Below are 15,902 nucleotides of genomic sequence, written 5' to 3' on the forward strand. Positions count from 1 at the left end.
GAAATGCTCCAACAAACGCCGCGCCTGCTCCGCCAACGCCACCGAGGACTTCGCCGACACCGGCCATGGCAGCGCCCCGTCCGTCACCACCACCGGTCCCGGAACACCCACATCCGGGACACCCTCATCCCGCGTCCACTCGCGCAGGACGACATGGCAGTTGGTGCCGCCCATGCCGAAGGAGCTGGTGCCGGCGATCAAGGGGCGGTCGGGATGGGGCCAGGCGGTGAGGTCCTGCTGGACGCGCAGTCTGAGGTCGTCGAAGGGGATGTCGGGATTGGGCGTCTCGAAGTTGAGGCTCGGGGGCAGCTCGCGGTGCCAGATGCTGAGGACCGTCTTCAGCAGGCCGACCACCCCGGCCGCGCCTTCCAGGTGGCCGACGTTGGTCTTCGCGGACCCCACGTGCAGGGGGGAGCCGGCGGAGCGGCCGGTGCCGAGGGCGGCACCGAGGGCGGCCGCCTCGATGGGGTCGCCCACGCGGGTGCCGGTGCCGTGCAGCTCGACGTACTGGACGTCCCCCGGGCGGGTGTCGGCGCGCGCGTGCGCGTGGCGGACGACCTCCTCCTGGGCTCGTGCGCTGGGTACGGTCAGGCCGGGCGTGGAGCCGTCGTTGTTGACGGCGCTGCCCTCGATGACGCAGTAGATCCGGTCGCCGTCCGTCACCGCCCGGGACAGTGTCTTCAGTGCCAGGTAGGCGCCGCCTTCGCCGCGGACGTAGCCGTTGGCCCGGGCGTCGAAGGTCCTGCACAGTCCGTCCGGTGACAGGCCGCCGAACTTGGTCGAGCCGATCGTGCTCTCCGGGGTGATCGCGAGGTTCACGCCGCCCGCGAGCGCCAGCGTGCACTCCCCTGCGCGCAGGCTCTCCGCGGCCAGGTGCACGGCCACCAGAGACGAGGACTGGGCCGTGTCGACGGCGAGGCTGGGGCCGTTGAGGTCGAGCGTGTAGGAGAGGCGGTTGGCGATGATGCTGCGGTGCAGCCCGGTCATGGAGTGGCGGTCGATGCGACGGGTTCCGTGCTTGTAGAGCCGGATGGCGTAGTCGTCCCAGATGGTTCCCACGAAGACGCCGGTCCGTGTTCCCGCGAGGTCTCCGGGGACGATGCCGGCGTCCTCCAGCGCCTCCCAGCCGAGTTCCAGCGTCAGCCGCTGCTGGGGATCCATCATCGCGGCCTCGTTGGGGGCGACCCCGAAGAAGTCGGCGTCGAATCCCGCGATGTCGTCCAGGTAGCCGCCGCGTGCGGTGGTGATCCTGCCGGGGGCCGTGGCGTCCTCGTCGAGGAGCCGGTGCGCGTCCCAGCGGTCGGCCGGCACGTCGGTGATGCCGCTCCTGCCGTCGCGCAGCAGGGCCCAGAAGGCGCGGGGGTCCGGGGCTTCGGGCAAGCGGCATGACACACCCACGACGGCGATGGGCTCGCGAGCGGTCTCCTCCGCCTCGTGCTCCGCTTCGCGCGGCGTCGGCGCGTCGTCGTCGGCGCGTGGCGCGCGGGACCGGAAGTTGTCGACGTCCTTCACCAGGACCTCCCCCAACAGTTGCTGAGAAGAACAGACAGGGCTATGGGTACCGGCGGTCGATCCCCTGCGTGAAAACCGTGGTCACGGCGTCTTTCCGGGCTGTTTCCGGCGCTCCTCACCGAGCGCGGGACGCCGTCGGCGGCGCGCTCACCGCCAGCGGGCCAGCCGCTTCAGGAGCTCGTCCGGCGCGTTCATGAAGTCGTAGTGGCCGCCGTCGATCACCTGAATGTCGACCGCGTCCGCGTACCGACGCCATCCCGCGAGCCCGTCGAGGCTCACGTCGGGGTCGTCCTTCCAGTGCAGTACGACGACGGGGCACCGCAGAGCCACCGGTTCCGTACGCCGGTAGGCACGTGCGGCGGAGTGATCGCGCAGCAGCACCGTCATGCCCAGATCGATCATGTCCGGCCGCGGCTCGATGCCCCGGCCGCGCAGGAACGCCTCCAGCTCGGCGCGCAGTTCGGGTTCCGTCATGCCGAGCATCCGGTCGCGTGCGGCGTCGTGCGGTGCGGGCTGGCCCGACACGAAGAGGCACTGCGGCCCCGGCAGGCCCAGCTCGGCGAGCCGGACCGCGGTCTCGAAGGCGGGCAGCACGCCGGCGCAGTGCCCGAAGAACGCGAACGGCCGGTCCAGCAGTGGCGCCAGGGGGGTGACGAGGTCGGCGGCGAGATTCTCGTACGTACCGTAGTGGGGGTCGGCGAGACGGTTCTCCCGGCCGGGGAACTGCACCGGGCAGACCTCGGCGTCCCCGATCACGGCCGGCCAGGCGCTGAAGGCGGAGGCCCCGCTGCCGGAGAAGGGGAAACAGAACAGGCGGGCGGGGTGGTCGGTGGACGGCGGGCGGACGAACCACGGCGAGGTGGCGGTGGTGGAGCCGGATGTCATGACGTCTTTCGTTTCTGGGCGACGATGGGCAGGTGGGTCATGCCGGCGATGAAGTACGAGCGCAGGTGCTGCGGTTCGCCGTCCAGCTCGATCGATCCGAACCGCTGGAGCAGTTCCTCGAAGAAGACCCGCAGGGTCAGCCTGGCCAGCGGGGCGCCGATGCAGAAGTGGGGTCCGAAGCCGAAGGCGACCTGGCGTTTCGCGCCCTCCCGCGTGATGTCGAAGGTGTGCGGGTCGGGGAAGTGGGACTCGTCCCGGTTGGCCGACCCGATCCACGCGACGACCGCACCTCGGGCGGGGATCGTGCCGCCGGCGATCTCGACGTCGTCGACCGCGTACCGCATGAAGTTGCAGGCGGCCGAAGTCCAGCGCAGCCCTTCCTCGACCAGGTTCGGGACCAGCGACGGGTCGGCCTGTGCCTTCTCGAACTGCTCGGGCCGCTCGATGAGCGCGTGCACCGTGCCCGAGACGGTGTGCGGCGTCGTCACGTTGGCGCCGAGCAGGATGCTGTAGCCGTCGAGGGCGATCTCCTCGTCGGTCAGCGGGGTGCCGCCCGCGCGGACGCTCATGAGGTGGTGGAGCAGGCTGTCGTCCTCGGTGCCTGCCGCCCGTCGGCGCCGGACCCACTCCTTGACGTAGGTGACGAGTTCGTGGTGGGAGATGGCCAGGGTCGCGGCTTCGCTGCCGTGCTGGAAGTGCGGGTCCGAAGGAGCCGTCACCATCGCGGTCAGCTGGACGAGTTCCTCCCAGTCCTTCTCGGGGAGTCCGAGGAGCGGACCGGTGACCATCGCCGGCAGGAGCAAGGCCTTTTCGGCCAGGTCGAAGCGGTCCCCGTCGAGCGCCGGTTCGAGGAAGCGCGCCACCGTGCCCCGGATCGAGTCCTCCCAGGACCTCACCGCCCGCGCGGTGAGTTTGGTGCCGATCGGCCTGCGGACCTCGGTGTGCCGCGGCGGGTCGGTGGACGTCAGCAGTACTCCGGCCGCGACGTCGTCCGTGCCGAGATGGGTGGGCACCGTACCTCGCTCCGAGGTGAACTGCCGGTGGTCACCGAGCACCCTGCAGACGTCGTCGTAGCGCGTAACCGACCAGAACTCCCTGCCGTCGGGCAGCACTTGGTGGTGCAGAGGAGCCTTCGCCCGCATCACGTCCCAGACCGGGTGCGGGTCACCCGAGGTGTACAGGTCCAGGTCGAACAGGTCGACGCGGTCGAGGTCGACGTCACTCGCGGGCCCCGGCGTCAGCCTCACGTCCGCGCCCCTCCCCGCTCGACGAGTACGGCGACCCGGGCCGGGGTCTGGGCCAGGTAGAAGTCGCGTACGGACAACTCGACGCCGTAGTCCCGGGCGACCCGGTCGATGATCTTGATGCCGATCAGGGAATTCCCGCCCAGCTCGAAGAAGTCGTCGTCCGCCCCGATTTCGGCGGAGGGAAGGTATTCCCCCCACAGGGCCGAGATCTCCCGCACGAGTGACTCCGGTGCACCCGTGGGCGCGGCTTCTGATTCTGACTGCATTGCGAGCCTTTCCTTATCTCCGCCGAACGGGAGTGTCCGGCCAAGCAGTGAACTGCCTGTCCGGGCCGACATCCCCGAGATCGGGCCGCAGTCGGGTCCCGGCCTGGTACGGGCCGGTGGGGCGACGACTCCCGGACATGGGGAGGGCGCCTGCGTGGTCGTCGACGCCGGCAGCACGGGGCGCCGTCAGCCGAGGAGGCCGCCGCTTCGGCAGCTCGTCCGGAGTCCATCGCGACGCCAACGTAAATGGCCGGGGAAAGCCAGTGCAAGGGACAACAGGCCGCGCATCCCGCCGCGCACCCCCTGTCCCGCCGACGGGACAGGGGGACGGATATCCGGGCCCTGTGCGGGAATCGGGAAAGGGCCGGCCCAAGCCGCCCTGGCATCCTCTTCGTCGTTCGAGGATGCCCCCGCAGAAGCCGAATTCCGGTGACCGCGCGGCGCTTGTTCTGCCCGTGGATCCTCCGTACAGTCGGCGAGAGCGACCCTGAATTCGCTATTGGATGCGGATTGCGATGCCGGGTCCCTTCGAGGTACGCGCGGACGACAGCGGTCGGGTCGACGAGCCGGGCGCCCTCGCACTCAGGCCGGGCCAGGTGCTCCCGAAGGCGTCGCCGCGGACGCCGTTCGCTTGGAGCGCCTCGCCGTCGCGCCGGGCCCACACCTCCGGGGCAGCGCTCCGTTCGACACGCAACTCAGCCTCGGGTACGGCGCCGAGCTGGTCCGGGACCTCACTCGATCCGGTACCGGCGCGCCCGCTGCGGGAACGGCTCGTCGCGGCGCTGGTGCGCGCTCTGGTCGCGGCCTGGTCGCGGCCTGCGGCGACGGCGGGGCACTCCTCGTCCACCAGCGCGCGAAGAAGGCCCTGGCCGACCGCTGGGCGTCGCCCCCCTCGCCGGAACTGGCCACGTTGCACTTCGCGTTGCTGCGAGGTGATCCGGGGACGCGCGAGCAGGGCCTCAGGACCAACCTCCGTGGAACTTGCCATGCGCCCACGGTCGCGGGCGCCCCTGTCGCCCGTCTGTCGCCCCGCTGTCGCGTCCGCTGACACAAGCTCCCGCCCCGTCAGCCCTGGTCGCGCCGGGATAGCGCGAGCCCATGCGAAAAGGTGTGCACCTCGAACGGTCCGGAGGGGGCCGTTCGAGGTGCACACCTTTCACCGCGGTCCGCGCCGCGGCTCAGACCGTGGAGGCGAGGGCTTCCATCGAGGCGACCTTGATCGTGGGGAGGATCTCCCGGAAGCGCAGCACCATGCCCTGGCAGTAGTTCGCATTGTGCTCCAGGCTCCGCTGCGGCTGGTACGGCATCTTCTGCCGGCCGCGGTGGTCGATGTGCAGGGTGATCCGCCCCGACTCCTCATCGACGTCCGGCAGCAGCTCCCGTGCCACCAACAGGCGGGCGAGTTCCGGGGAGACCTCGACCAGGAAGCCCTTCGGGTCGGGCTGGCCGCGGAGGACGACCTCCTCGAACGCGTAGTCGGGCGTCCGCACCGGCTCGCGGTAGATGTAGGCCCGGGCCAGCAGGTCCATCTCGAACGCCTGACGCGCCATCGGGTCGGCCCACCAGTCCTGGGCCTTGACGAAGTCGGCCAGCAACCGGTCGAACTCCTCGCGATGCGAGCTGAGGATCAGGTGCGCCGTCTTGCCGGTGTTCAGCAGGTCGTAGTTGGCCAGGTCCTTCGTCGACTGGATGAAGAACTGGCACACCTCCGAGTCGGTCCTGCTGCGGAAGTACCGCGACACCTCGGCGAACAGCTCGCCGTAGGAGATGATCCCCTTCTCGTCGAGATAGCCCGAGACCATGAACAGGGCACGCATGTTGTACAGCGTGTACAGCGCGTGGTTCACCCAGTAGCCCTCGTAGCAGTCCTCCTCGGTCACCCACTTGGTGGCCAGGACCACTTCCGCCTCGGACACGTCGCTGGCCGCCTCCGCGGTCAGGATGCCGAGGGTCTCCCGCTGCGCGTACATGGGCGTGTTGTGCAGGAACAGCTGCGGGTAGACGATGATCGTGTCGGCGTACGACCGGCACAGCCTGGTCAGCCCGTCCTTGAACGACTCCAGGGTCTCGCCGGGCAGCGGCCAGATCATCTCCACGTAGGAGCTGATCTGCTTCTCCCGCAGCAGGCGCTGCAGCCCGATGTAGGTCTCCTCGCGGATGTTCTTCCGGTCCACCATCTCCAGCGCCGACTCGTTCATCGTCTGCAGCGAGATGGGCTGGCTGACCATCAGCCCACCGCGCACGAAGATCTCGGTGATCTCCGCCATGCGCTCGGGCCTGTTCTTGGCGGCGGCCATGTGGACGATCAGCGGGTAGCCGTTCTCCTCGCTGCACTCCACGATGTACTCGCTCAGCGTCACATCGCGGGGTGACAGGCCCCAGTTCGCGTCGGCGATCATGAGCGCGGAGTACCCGTGCTCGCTGATCCACTTGATCTCGTCCTTGATCCGGTCCTCTTCGTACTTCTTGACCTTCGAGTTCGTGGCCGCGCCCCAGTAGCAGAAGGTGCAGCGGAACGGACACCCGCGGTTGGTCTCCATGATGGCGAAGCTGAACTCGTGTCCCTCGAAGACGCCGTTGAGGAACGGCGAGGGGATGTCCATCAGGTCCTGGATACGGGGCGCCGCCTCGGTGGTGACGAGTTCGCCCGAGGACCAGAAACTGAGCCCTGGCACCTGGTGCATGTCGGGCGCCGGGGAGCTGAGCTGACGGATGAACTCCAGGGAGGTGAGCTCCCCCTCGCCGTTGCACAGGTAGACGTTCTCCGCGCCGTCGCTGAGATACGTCGAAGCGTGGTTCATGACCTGCGGCCCACCCAGCAGGTAGTGCGCGTCGGGACGCAGTGCGCGCAGTTCCCTCAGCAGCCAGCGCACCAGCTTCATGTTCCAGATGTAGCAGCTGAACGTGTAGAGGTAGGCGTCCCGGTCGGCGAGCTGCCGGAGCAGGTCCTCGCGCTCGCCGGACACCGGCAGGGACACGATCTCGAAGGTGTGGCCGGCCGCGACGGCTTCGTCGTCCTGGGCGTAGGCCTGTATGTAGCCCGAGGCGAGCGGCAGAATGTTCTCGTAGGTGGGAAGTTCCACCAGGACGATCTTTCGGCGCTCCGCTGTGGCCGTCCCGGCATCCACGGTCCCGGAGAACTCTTGGGTGGACATGTTCACGGTCTCCTTAATCCTTCTGGCCGTCGTGAACACTCACGAGATGCTTGGCCACGGCGGCCGTGACGGTGGCCATGTTGTCGAGGTAGTAGAAGTGCCCGCCCGGCAGGAAGTGCGTGACGCACTCCGCCGCGCCCAGCTCGCTCCAGCGCTCCACCTCGGAGGTGGGCACGAGGTCGTCGCGGTCTCCGCCGAACGCCACGATCGGGATCTCCAGGGTGCGTCGCCGGTCGCCGTACGCGTAGTCCCTGAACACCACCACGTCGGACCGCAGCGTGCTCAGAGCCTGGCTGATGACGTCCGGATGCGCCGCGAGGTCGTCGGGGACGCCGTTGTACATGTCCAGCAGGCCCATGAGCCATTCGTCCGTGATCTCCACCCCGACCGGCGGGTTCGGCCGGTGCCGGTGGGGCGGAACGGCCCCCGAGGTGAAGAGGACTTCGGCCGGGTGTCCCGCCAACTGCCGTCGCCAGCACAGCTCGTACCCGATGTAGGCACCCATGCTGTGCCCGAAGACGTAGAGCGGCCCCTCGGAGTCGGTCAGGGCGTCGAGGATCTCGTCCACGAGGTGCGTCAGGTCCGCCGCGGCCGGCTCTGCGGCGCGCGATGCCCGGGCGGGGTACTGGGCCGCGACGATACGGAGGTCCCCGGAGAACCAGTTCGCCCACGTGGCGAAGTTCTGCGCCGACCCTCCCGCGTGGGGCAGCACGAGCAGCGTCGCCTGCCCGGACGCTCCCGTTCCCGGCCGCATCTCCCACAGGCACGCTCCCACCCGACTCCCGCGGGCCGGCTGGGCGGGCGAACTCGCCTGCGGCCGGACGGACTTCGCCACCCGCTGGTCGATGCGTTCGGCCAGGTCACCCAGGACCGGGGCATCGTTCAGGACTCTGACCGTGAACTTCATGTCCCATTCCCGGCACACCCGTAGGACGACCTTCGTGGCCAGCAGGGAGTCCCCGCCGACCTCGAAGAAGTCCTGGTCACGCTTGACCTTGTCCAGCCGCAGGACGTCGGCCCAGATCTCCGCGAGCCGCCGCTCGGTCGGCGTCTTGAAGTCGTTGTCTTCCATGCGCAACCCCTCTTCGGATCAGTTCCGTTGGTCGGGCTTCCAGCCCCCGGTCGTCGGCTCGTGCGGCGTCATGACGGTGCCGGGGCGACGGCGGTGGCGATGGCGTCCCGGTCGGCCTTTCCGCTGGGGGTGTGCGGCAGTTCCGGCAGAACGGTGATCGAGACCGGTATGAACTGCTCGGGCAGCAGCTCGGTGAGCGCCTTGAGCGCCGTCGAGGGATCGAACTCGTCCTGGTCGACGTCCAGCGTCACCGCGGCACGCAACTGCCGGGAGCCCTCGACCATCTCGACCACCACGGTGACCGCCTCGACGATCCCCGGCTGCTCCAGCAGACAGGCGTCCACCTCCAGCGGGTTCACCCGCACGCCGCGGATCTTCACCTCGCGGTCGATGCGGCTGAGAAGGTGCACGGTGTCGCCCTCGACACGCACGAGGTCCCCGGTGCGGAAGGCACGGCGATGCCCGTGCGGGGACGGTTCGTCGAGGCTGATGTAGCGCTCGGCGTTCAGGGCGGGCTGGTTCAGGTACCCCGACGACAGCGGTGCGCCGGCGACCAGGAGTTCACCCACCGACGGTTCGCCCGGGTCGGTGGGTGCGATGAGGATCTCGCAGCCCGGCAGCGGACGTCCGATCGGCGGGAGCACGGGCCAGCCGTCGCTGGGGCCCGTGAGCGTGTGCACCGTCACCATGGCGGACTCGCTCTGTCCGTAGTGGTTGTTCAGCCTGCAGTCCGGCACGCGGCGGAAGAGTTCACGGACCGCCGGGGTGCACACGAGCTGTTCGCCCGCGGTGTTCACCTCCGCCAGGGCGAGATGCTCCAGCGTGTCGGTGGCCTCCGCGACCACGGCGAGCATGTGCAGGGCGACATAGGGGAGGAACAGGCGCTCGATGCGGTGGTCGGCGAGCCAGTCCAGGAGGGCGATGGGATCGCGCCGCAGGGACTCGGGCATGATGACCAGCGTCCCTCCGCCGCACAGCGTTCCGAGGACCTCCTGGAACCACACGTCGAAGTTGAGCGGCGCGAACTGGGCCGTGCGCAGGTCCGGGCGCACGGAGTGACGCCACTGCCAGGCAGCCATGGTGTCGACGCAGCGGTGGGGCAGGGCGACGCCTTTGGGCAGGCCGGTCGAGCCGGAGGTGTAGATGACGTACACCGGGAGGTCCGGCCGGCAGGGCGGTCGCGGCAGCGACGCGGCGGCCTCCTCGTCGCCCACGTCCGGCGCGTCCGGGATGCGCACCGCCCGGGCGCCGAGGTCCAGCACCGGTTCGGGGCCGCAGAACAGCAGCAATTGCGCCTCGCTGTCGGCGGCCATGTGCTCCAGGCGCCGTGCCGGGTACTCGACGTCGAGGGGCACATACGTCGCTCCCACGCTCACCGTCGCCAGCATCGCCGCGACGATGGCGGCACTGCGCGGTCCGGTCACCGTCACCCGGTCGCCCGGCTGGATGCCGTGACGGACGAGGAGCCCGGCGACGCGGCCGGCCCACGCCATGAGCTGACCATAGGTCAGTTCATGGCCCTCGTCCTGGACCGCGATCTCGTCCGCTCGCGTACGCGCGATCTCGGCCACCGAATCCAGCAGGCACGGCGCATTCGCGCCGCCGCCCCAGAGCGAGTGAATTCCCCGGGTCTGCATCGGCACCTCTGATTCCTTTTCCATCACTGCCCCCCGGGCATATTTCGAGTATGACGGCCATGTCACCGCAGGACTCAATGATTTCGTCACGGCAGCCCACTGGCGACGACCAAGAAAGGCGCCGAAAATGCCGCTCAAAAGAAATTCCGCGGGCAGTCGGTATGTGCGGGCCACGTGCCGTCAGTGTGCCATCGCCGGGTGTCCGCTGTCCCGCTGACGGGACAACCACGGGCACGGTCCGGCACCGTCGTATCGAATCCGACCCGCGCACGGTCGTTTCGGGTGAATGGGCCGGAGAAAAGGTGGGTATTGCTTTCCGTCGCCGCGAGGGAAAGGGTTCGAATCCGGCGATCACTCCGAGGAGAAGGCGCGGCCGACCGGCCTCACGCCCTGACCGTACCGCGCAGGCAGGTCACACTCGCGCCGCCGACCCATATGTCCTGTCCCTCCGCCTGCACGGTGAGTACGCCCTGCCGTCCCAGGCGTGCCCCCTGGCCGACCCGGAATCCGCGCGGAGCCAGCCCCCGGCCGATGAGCCACTGGGCGATCCCCGCGGTGAGGCTGCCGGTCACGGGGTCCTCGCGCACGCCCTGGGGCAGCGCGAAGGCCCGCACCTCGAACTGGACGGGCGACCCCTCGGGGTGGGCGCCGACCACGCCGAGAGTCAGGTCGCCCATATACTGCTCGTCCGGCTCCAGGGCCAGCACCTCCGCGGCGGAGGCGAGTCGTACGGCGGCCCAGCCGGGCCCGTTGTCGACCCACTGGTGGCCGACGATCCGTGCGCGATCCACACACAGCCCGCGGGCGATGCGCTCCACGTGCTCGTCGTCCAGGGGGCCGCTGCGCCGCAGGGCGGGGGCGAGGAAGCCCAGCCCGTCGTCGGCGAGCCGCACCTGTACGAGCCCGAGGCCGCACTCCTGCGTGATCCGACCCGGCTTCTTCGGAGTGCCTCCGGCCTCCAGCCAGGCGTGCGCCGAACCCAGGGTGGGGTGACCCGCGAACGGGATCTCACCGCCCGGCGTGAAGATCCGTAACCCGTAGTCGGCGTCGTCCGAGGCCGGTGGGACGACGAAGGTCGTCTCCGACAGGTTCGTCCACCGTGCCAGCCGCGCCATGTCCCCGTCGGTGATCCCGGCGCCGTCGAGGACGACGGCCACCGGATTGCCGAGGTAGGGCACCTCGGTGAACACGTCCACCTGCGCGAAGGGACGCCAGGGGCGGGCCGGCGTCATTCGCCCTCCCCCTCGACCAGGACCAGGTCCATGTGCGTGCCGTCGCGCAGCGGGACGATGGCGCGGTACTCGGGCGAGGTGTACCACCGGCGGGCGTGCTCGGCCGTGGGGAACCCCATCACCGACAGGTGCTCGGGCTGCCAGTCGCCCTCCAACGCCTCGGACTCACCACCCCGGATCACGAACCCTCCGCCGTAGAGCCGCAGCGTGTGCAGCACCTTCGCGCGGTACTCCGCCATGCGCCGCTCGTCGCCGACGACTCCGACGTTGCCGATCAACAGTGCCGTCATTCGGTGTCCCCTCCCGGGGTCTCAGCAGGTGAAGTCAGCCTCGGTGCCGATGCCGAGACGCCGGGCGGCCCGGACGACGGCGAACCCGGAGGCGACGTCCTGCGCAGCCATGCCCAGGGACTTGTAGAGGGTGCGCTCGGCGGGACCGCAGCGGCCCGGGTGCTTGCCCAGCAACACCTCGCCGATCTCGGTCAACGGCCGGTCGGCGGGCACCAGTCCCTCCTCGACGGGCGCCGCGATCTCGGAGGACTCGCGAAGGGCCCCCTCCCTGCTGTCCACGAAGACCGAGCAGGAAGCCACCGCACCCGCGTCGAGTTCGCGCTTGCCCGGCACGGAGGAGCCGACGGCGTTCACGTGCACGCCCGCCGCCAGGTCCTCGGCATGTACGACGGGTTCGACGGTGTCGACCGTGGTGCACACCAGGTCGGCGCCCCGCAGCGCGTGCGCGGGCGTGGCGACCGACTCGACGTCGACGCCGGCCTCCGCGCGCGCCCAGGCCACGAACGCCTCGGCCCGCGCGCGTCCCCGGTTCCACAGCCGCACCCTGTGCAGCGGCCGGACGTCCCGAAGCGCGAGCAGATGGCTGCGGGCTTGCGCGCCCGCACCGATGAGGGCCAGGTCGCCGGCGTCCGGGGCCGCCAGGGCCTCGGTCGCCACCGCGGAGGCCGCGGCCGTGCGCAGCGCGGTGACGGCCGCACCGTCCATCAGGGCCAGGGGCTGTGCGGTCTCCGGGTCGAACACCACCACCATGCCCACATGCGTCGGCAGACCGCGGGCGGCGTTGCCGGGCGCGTGCAGCACCGCCTTCATGCCGTAGCCCGCGTCCGACTCGCCGCCGACATGGCACGGCATGGCCGCGAACAGGGAGGCGTCCCGGCCGGATCCGAGCACGGTGCGCACCGGCTGGACGACGTCGCCCGCGCTGTAGCGCCTCATCACCTCGGCCACCACCCGGTGCGCCTCGGCCACCGGCAGGGCCTGTCGTACCTGGTCTCCGTTCAGCAGGAGCACGGGCTCGTCTCCTTCCTGGCCGGGCGCGCCACAGTGCTGAAAACCGACCAGACCATGCGGATGGGCCGGGTCCCGGAGATGAACTCCAGGCCGTGCAGCTTCGCGGCCGGCACGGTGGTCAGCGCGAGATCGGCGGTCCCGTCCACCACGGCGCGGGCGGCAGCGCTGGTGGAGGCGTGGTGGATCGTCTTGTACGTCGCGTACCGGTCCGGCAGGAGCTGGGCGATGATCGGCTCGGGCGAGGGGTGGCTCGCGATGGTCGGGGCGTCCGGCACGGGTCCGCCCCCTCGGCACGTGGCGATGCCGTACAGCGGGGTGTCCATCACGAACACCCCGGTCAGCTCGATGGCCGGGTCCATGTAGAAGGAGTTGATGCCCTTGTAGGCGTTGGCGACGACGACGTGGGTCACCTCGCGGGAGTTCAGTGCCTCGCCCGCCTGCTCGTAGGTGTCGAACAGCCGGACGGCGACGGTGGGGCCGTCGGGCGGGGACATCTGGAAGGCGTACCGCTTCGCCGCCACCTCGCTGCTCGTGCCGGGCGGGCCGAGGGTGCTGACCGCCGAAGGCCGATCGGAGCCGGGGCGCAGGAGTGAGATGAAGTCAGACAGCGTCATCCGTATTTTCCTTGGCTTGGCGTAGATGTGTGGTGGGGAGGGCGGAGCTCCGGGGTGTCGGCGGGACGTGGGTCCGCGTGCCGGCGTGCTCGGCCGGTGTGACGGCCGTGAGCCACGCGGGACGGTCCGCGTCCGCGGCTCGGCCCCGGGTGTCGGGTGGCCGGGTGACCGTGCGGTACAGCGCGGCGACGCGGGCCGTGACCGGTCCCACGCTGCCGCTTCCGACGTCCCGGCCGGACAGGGTGACCACGGCGGCCACCTCCTTGCCGGTCGAGGTGAGGAACACCTCGTCGGCGATGTGCAGGTCCGTGGGGCTGAGGGGGCGTTCCAGGACCGTCAGCCCGGCCTCCCGGCACAAGGTGATCACGGTGTCCCGGGTGATGCCGGCCAGTAGGTCTCCCGTGTCCGGCGGGGTGACGAGGATGCCGTCCCGCACCGCGAACACGTTCGCCGTGGTCGCTTCGGCGACGTTGCCCGCCCGGTCCAGGAGGATGGCGTCGTCGTATCCGGCCGCGCGGGCCTCGTCGCAGGCGAGGGCGCTGGTCACATAGCCGCCGGCGATCTTCGCCTGGGCGGGGAACGCGTCGCGGGACGGGCGCCGCCAGGTGCTGAGGAGGCAGCTCACCTCCTGCACGTCACCGGCGGTCGGATAGCCGAACGTGGTGATCGACAGCGCGTCGGACACCCCGGCCAACGACACCCCGGGAGGCGTGCCCGGCAGCAGGGAGAGCTTGTGCGCCAGCGGGCGCACGTAGACGTCCGAGTCGTACGCGTTCCTCCGCAGCAGTTCGACGGTGATGTCGATGAGTTCCGGGACCGACCGGGGGATGTCCGTGATCCGCAGCAGCCGGCAGGCGCGCAGCATGCGTGCGTAGTGCTCGTGCGCCCGGAACAGGCACAGCCGTCCGCCCGAGCGGTAGGCGCGGATTCCTTCGAACACGGCGGTCCCGTAGTGCAGGCCCTGTGTGGACAGCGACAGCCGCGGGGCGCGCGCGGGAACGAACTCGCCGCGGTCCCAGGCCCACTCCCCGAGGCCGAGCCGCGGCGGTGGCGCGGAGGGCGCGGTGGCAGGGGTCGGGTCGGCCATCATGCCCTCGCCGCGGCGATCCGCTCGGCCGAGCGCATCTCGACCGAGGTCCCGGCGCCGGGGTCGCGGAGGTCCACCACACGCGCGGCCTTCCAACTGACCATGGCTCCGGTGCTGGTGATGGGGCCGGGGTCGCCGAAACCCACGCTCAGCGTGGTGCCCAGTTCCTCGCGGCAGTCCGTGACGGCCCCTTGGGTGTCCTCGTCCCGGAGCCGGTCCGCTTCGGCGTTCAGGGTCAAGGACAGCAGGTCCACGCCCGTGTCGTCACGGGTCACGGTGATCTGGTAGTCGAGGTAGCCGCGGAAGCGGCGCAGCAGCAGGTTCTCCAGGTCGTAGCCGATGACGACCTGCCCGTTGAGCCGCAGCCGGTCACGGACCCGTCCCACGGGTTCCAGAGCCGGCGCCGGGACGGCGGCGCCCGGGCCGGCCTCCGTCATCCGCACCAGGTCTCCGGTGCGGTAGCGGATCAGGGGCTTGGCACCGGTGTAGAGGTTGGTGACGACGAGTTCGCCGTGACGCACTCCGTCGCGGTCGGGCGCCACGGGCTCGCCGGTGTGGGGGTCGATCACCTCGTAGTGGTTGATCAGTGGTGCGGTGCGCAGGGTTCCGTCGGCGGTGGCCGCGGCGAGGACGGAGGCTTCCTGGGACGCGTAGAGGCAGTTGTGCACCTCGGCCCCCCACAGCGTGCCGATGTTGTCGCGCAGGCTGGGCGAGAGCAGTTCACCGGTGAGCATGAGCAGGTCGAGGGAGAAGTCCCGTCGGAGGTCCAGCCCGGCCTCGACGGCTTTCTGCGCCAGGCGCAGGGCCATGCCCGGGGTGCAGAACAGGCCGGTCACCGGCAGCAGCCGCATGACCTCCAGAGCACGGTCGAACCCGATCACCGGCGAGTGCGGCCACATCTTGGCGACCGTGTGTCCGAGGTTGCGGCAGACGTCCCCGAAGGTGTCCCCGGTGGCGTGCAGCTCGGTGGGGCCGGACACGCCGATGACCTGGCGGTCCCCGTGTGCGGCGAAGATGCCCCGGTAGTAGCCGGTGAGGACGGTGTTGTTGTGGATGCTGTCCCCGTTGGTGCGGGGGCACGGGGTGGGCTGTCCGGTGGTGCCGGTGGTCTCGTAGACCGTCCAGGCCTCGGAGAGCGGCAGCGACAGCATGTCGAACTGGGCCTGCTGCAGATCCGCCTTGGTGGTGAAGGGCAGCTTCCGCAGGTCGCGGATGTGCAGTCCGGACAGTGTCTCGTCGCCGAACCCCGCCAGCCTGTCGCGGTAGAACGGGGATCCGGCGCGGACGTGGGCGAGCACCTCGCGCAGTCTGGCGGTCTGATGGGCGTCGAGGTCGTCGGCCGTCCACTTTCCCGTGCCGTACTCGTCGAACAATCCGCGCAGCTCGTCCGTGAGCGCCGCAGATTCCGGGTCGTATTGCGTGAACACCCAATCCTCCTTCAGCTGTCCGCGAGGTCGACGACGACCCAGTCGGATATCGCTCGCCACTTCTGCACTGACTCCTGGTGGTACGCGTTCACCTGGTACTTCTCCAGCGCAGCGCGATCCGGCAGCACTCCGATCGCGGCGAAGTCGTAGGAGATGTCGCGGTCCACGGTGTTCCAGCCCACCCGCCAGTCGACGAGTTCCGGAACGTGGTCGCCGACCGCCCTGGCGAATTTCTCGGCCTCGGCCACGGACGGAGCGGAGCGCTCAATGCCGTCCTTGAGTTTGAAAAGAACGATGTGCGTGATCACGATTGCCTTTCGGGCAGAAAATCGGCCGACTGCTTCCAGGCGCATCGAGGAGCATGCCACCGTCGCCGACGCCGTTCAACCGACGCATTTCGATGGACGTGGCGTTTCCCGATATTTCGAGACGCCTTGCGCAGGCTTTATCGAATTCTCGGCCCGCGA

At 70.0% G+C, this 15,902-nt stretch carries 14 protein-coding genes; all 14 read right to left on the minus strand.

Going from position 1 to position 15,902, the window contains the following annotated elements:
* Positions 1–1,407, minus strand: a 1,407-nt coding sequence (locus ACFVH5_RS19845; RefSeq protein ID WP_385834992.1) for a type I polyketide synthase, incomplete at its 3' end; no start/stop codon positions are given.
* Between the two features lie 252 nt (positions 1,408–1,659).
* Positions 1,660–2,397, minus strand: a complete 738-nt coding sequence (locus ACFVH5_RS19850; RefSeq protein ID WP_385834958.1) for a thioesterase II family protein — start codon at positions 2,395–2,397, stop codon at positions 1,660–1,662.
* Entirely contained in the window at positions 2,394–3,644 is a 1,251-nt protein-coding gene (locus ACFVH5_RS19855; protein ID WP_385834959.1) for a cytochrome P450, read from the minus strand. The genes ACFVH5_RS19850 and ACFVH5_RS19855 overlap by 4 nt, the downstream gene beginning before the upstream one ends.
* Positions 3,641–3,910: a phosphopantetheine-binding protein gene (locus tag ACFVH5_RS19860; RefSeq protein WP_385834961.1), complete on the minus strand. Its 270-nt coding sequence runs from the start codon at positions 3,908–3,910 to the stop codon at positions 3,641–3,643. Before ACFVH5_RS19860 ends, ACFVH5_RS19855 begins: the two co-directional genes overlap by 4 nt.
* 1,178 nt (positions 3,911–5,088) lie before the next feature.
* Positions 5,089–7,065, minus strand: coding sequence for a B12-binding domain-containing radical SAM protein (locus ACFVH5_RS19865; protein WP_385834962.1), 1,977 nt, complete (start codon positions 7,063–7,065; stop codon positions 5,089–5,091).
* Positions 7,066–7,078: 13 nt separating this feature from the next.
* Entirely contained in the window at positions 7,079–8,137 is a 1,059-nt protein-coding gene (locus tag ACFVH5_RS19870) for an alpha/beta fold hydrolase (RefSeq protein ID WP_385834963.1), read from the minus strand.
* 68 nt (positions 8,138–8,205) lie between these two features.
* Positions 8,206–9,774 carry an AMP-binding protein gene (locus ACFVH5_RS19875; RefSeq protein WP_385834993.1) on the minus strand — a complete coding sequence of 523 codons (1,569 nt, stop codon included), beginning with the start codon at positions 9,772–9,774 and terminating at the stop codon, positions 8,206–8,208.
* A gap of 383 nt (positions 9,775–10,157) precedes the next feature.
* Complete coding sequence (locus ACFVH5_RS19880; protein ID WP_385834964.1) at positions 10,158–11,006, minus strand: PhzF family phenazine biosynthesis protein; 849 nt, start codon at positions 11,004–11,006, stop codon at positions 10,158–10,160.
* Positions 11,003–11,296: a DUF1330 domain-containing protein gene (locus ACFVH5_RS19885; RefSeq protein WP_267030147.1), complete on the minus strand. Its 294-nt coding sequence runs from the start codon at positions 11,294–11,296 to the stop codon at positions 11,003–11,005. The genes ACFVH5_RS19880 and ACFVH5_RS19885 overlap by 4 nt, the downstream gene beginning before the upstream one ends.
* A gap of 21 nt (positions 11,297–11,317) precedes the next feature.
* The gene (locus ACFVH5_RS19890; protein ID WP_385834965.1) at positions 11,318–12,307 is read right to left on the minus strand and encodes an ornithine cyclodeaminase family protein; all 990 of its coding nucleotides are present in this window, start codon (positions 12,305–12,307) and stop codon (positions 11,318–11,320) included.
* Positions 12,295–12,921: a prephenate dehydratase domain-containing protein gene (locus tag ACFVH5_RS19895; RefSeq protein ID WP_385834966.1), complete on the minus strand. Its 627-nt coding sequence runs from the start codon at positions 12,919–12,921 to the stop codon at positions 12,295–12,297. The genes ACFVH5_RS19890 and ACFVH5_RS19895 overlap by 13 nt, the downstream gene beginning before the upstream one ends.
* Positions 12,908–14,011 carry an aminotransferase class IV gene (locus ACFVH5_RS19900; protein WP_385834967.1) on the minus strand — a complete coding sequence of 368 codons (1,104 nt, stop codon included), beginning with the start codon at positions 14,009–14,011 and terminating at the stop codon, positions 12,908–12,910. The genes ACFVH5_RS19895 and ACFVH5_RS19900 overlap by 14 nt, the downstream gene beginning before the upstream one ends.
* Positions 14,008–15,435, minus strand: a complete 1,428-nt coding sequence (locus ACFVH5_RS19905) for a phenylacetate--CoA ligase family protein (RefSeq protein ID WP_385834968.1) — start codon at positions 15,433–15,435, stop codon at positions 14,008–14,010. Before ACFVH5_RS19905 ends, ACFVH5_RS19900 begins: the two co-directional genes overlap by 4 nt.
* Before the next feature lie 11 nt (positions 15,436–15,446).
* Positions 15,447–15,743: a Dabb family protein gene (locus ACFVH5_RS19910; RefSeq protein ID WP_267030142.1), complete on the minus strand. Its 297-nt coding sequence runs from the start codon at positions 15,741–15,743 to the stop codon at positions 15,447–15,449.
* Positions 15,744–15,902: the final 159 nt, after the last annotated feature.

It is taken from the genome of Streptomyces sp. NPDC127119 (genome assembly GCF_042677425.1).
GTDB lineage: Bacteria > Actinomycetota > Actinomycetes > Streptomycetales > Streptomycetaceae > Streptomyces.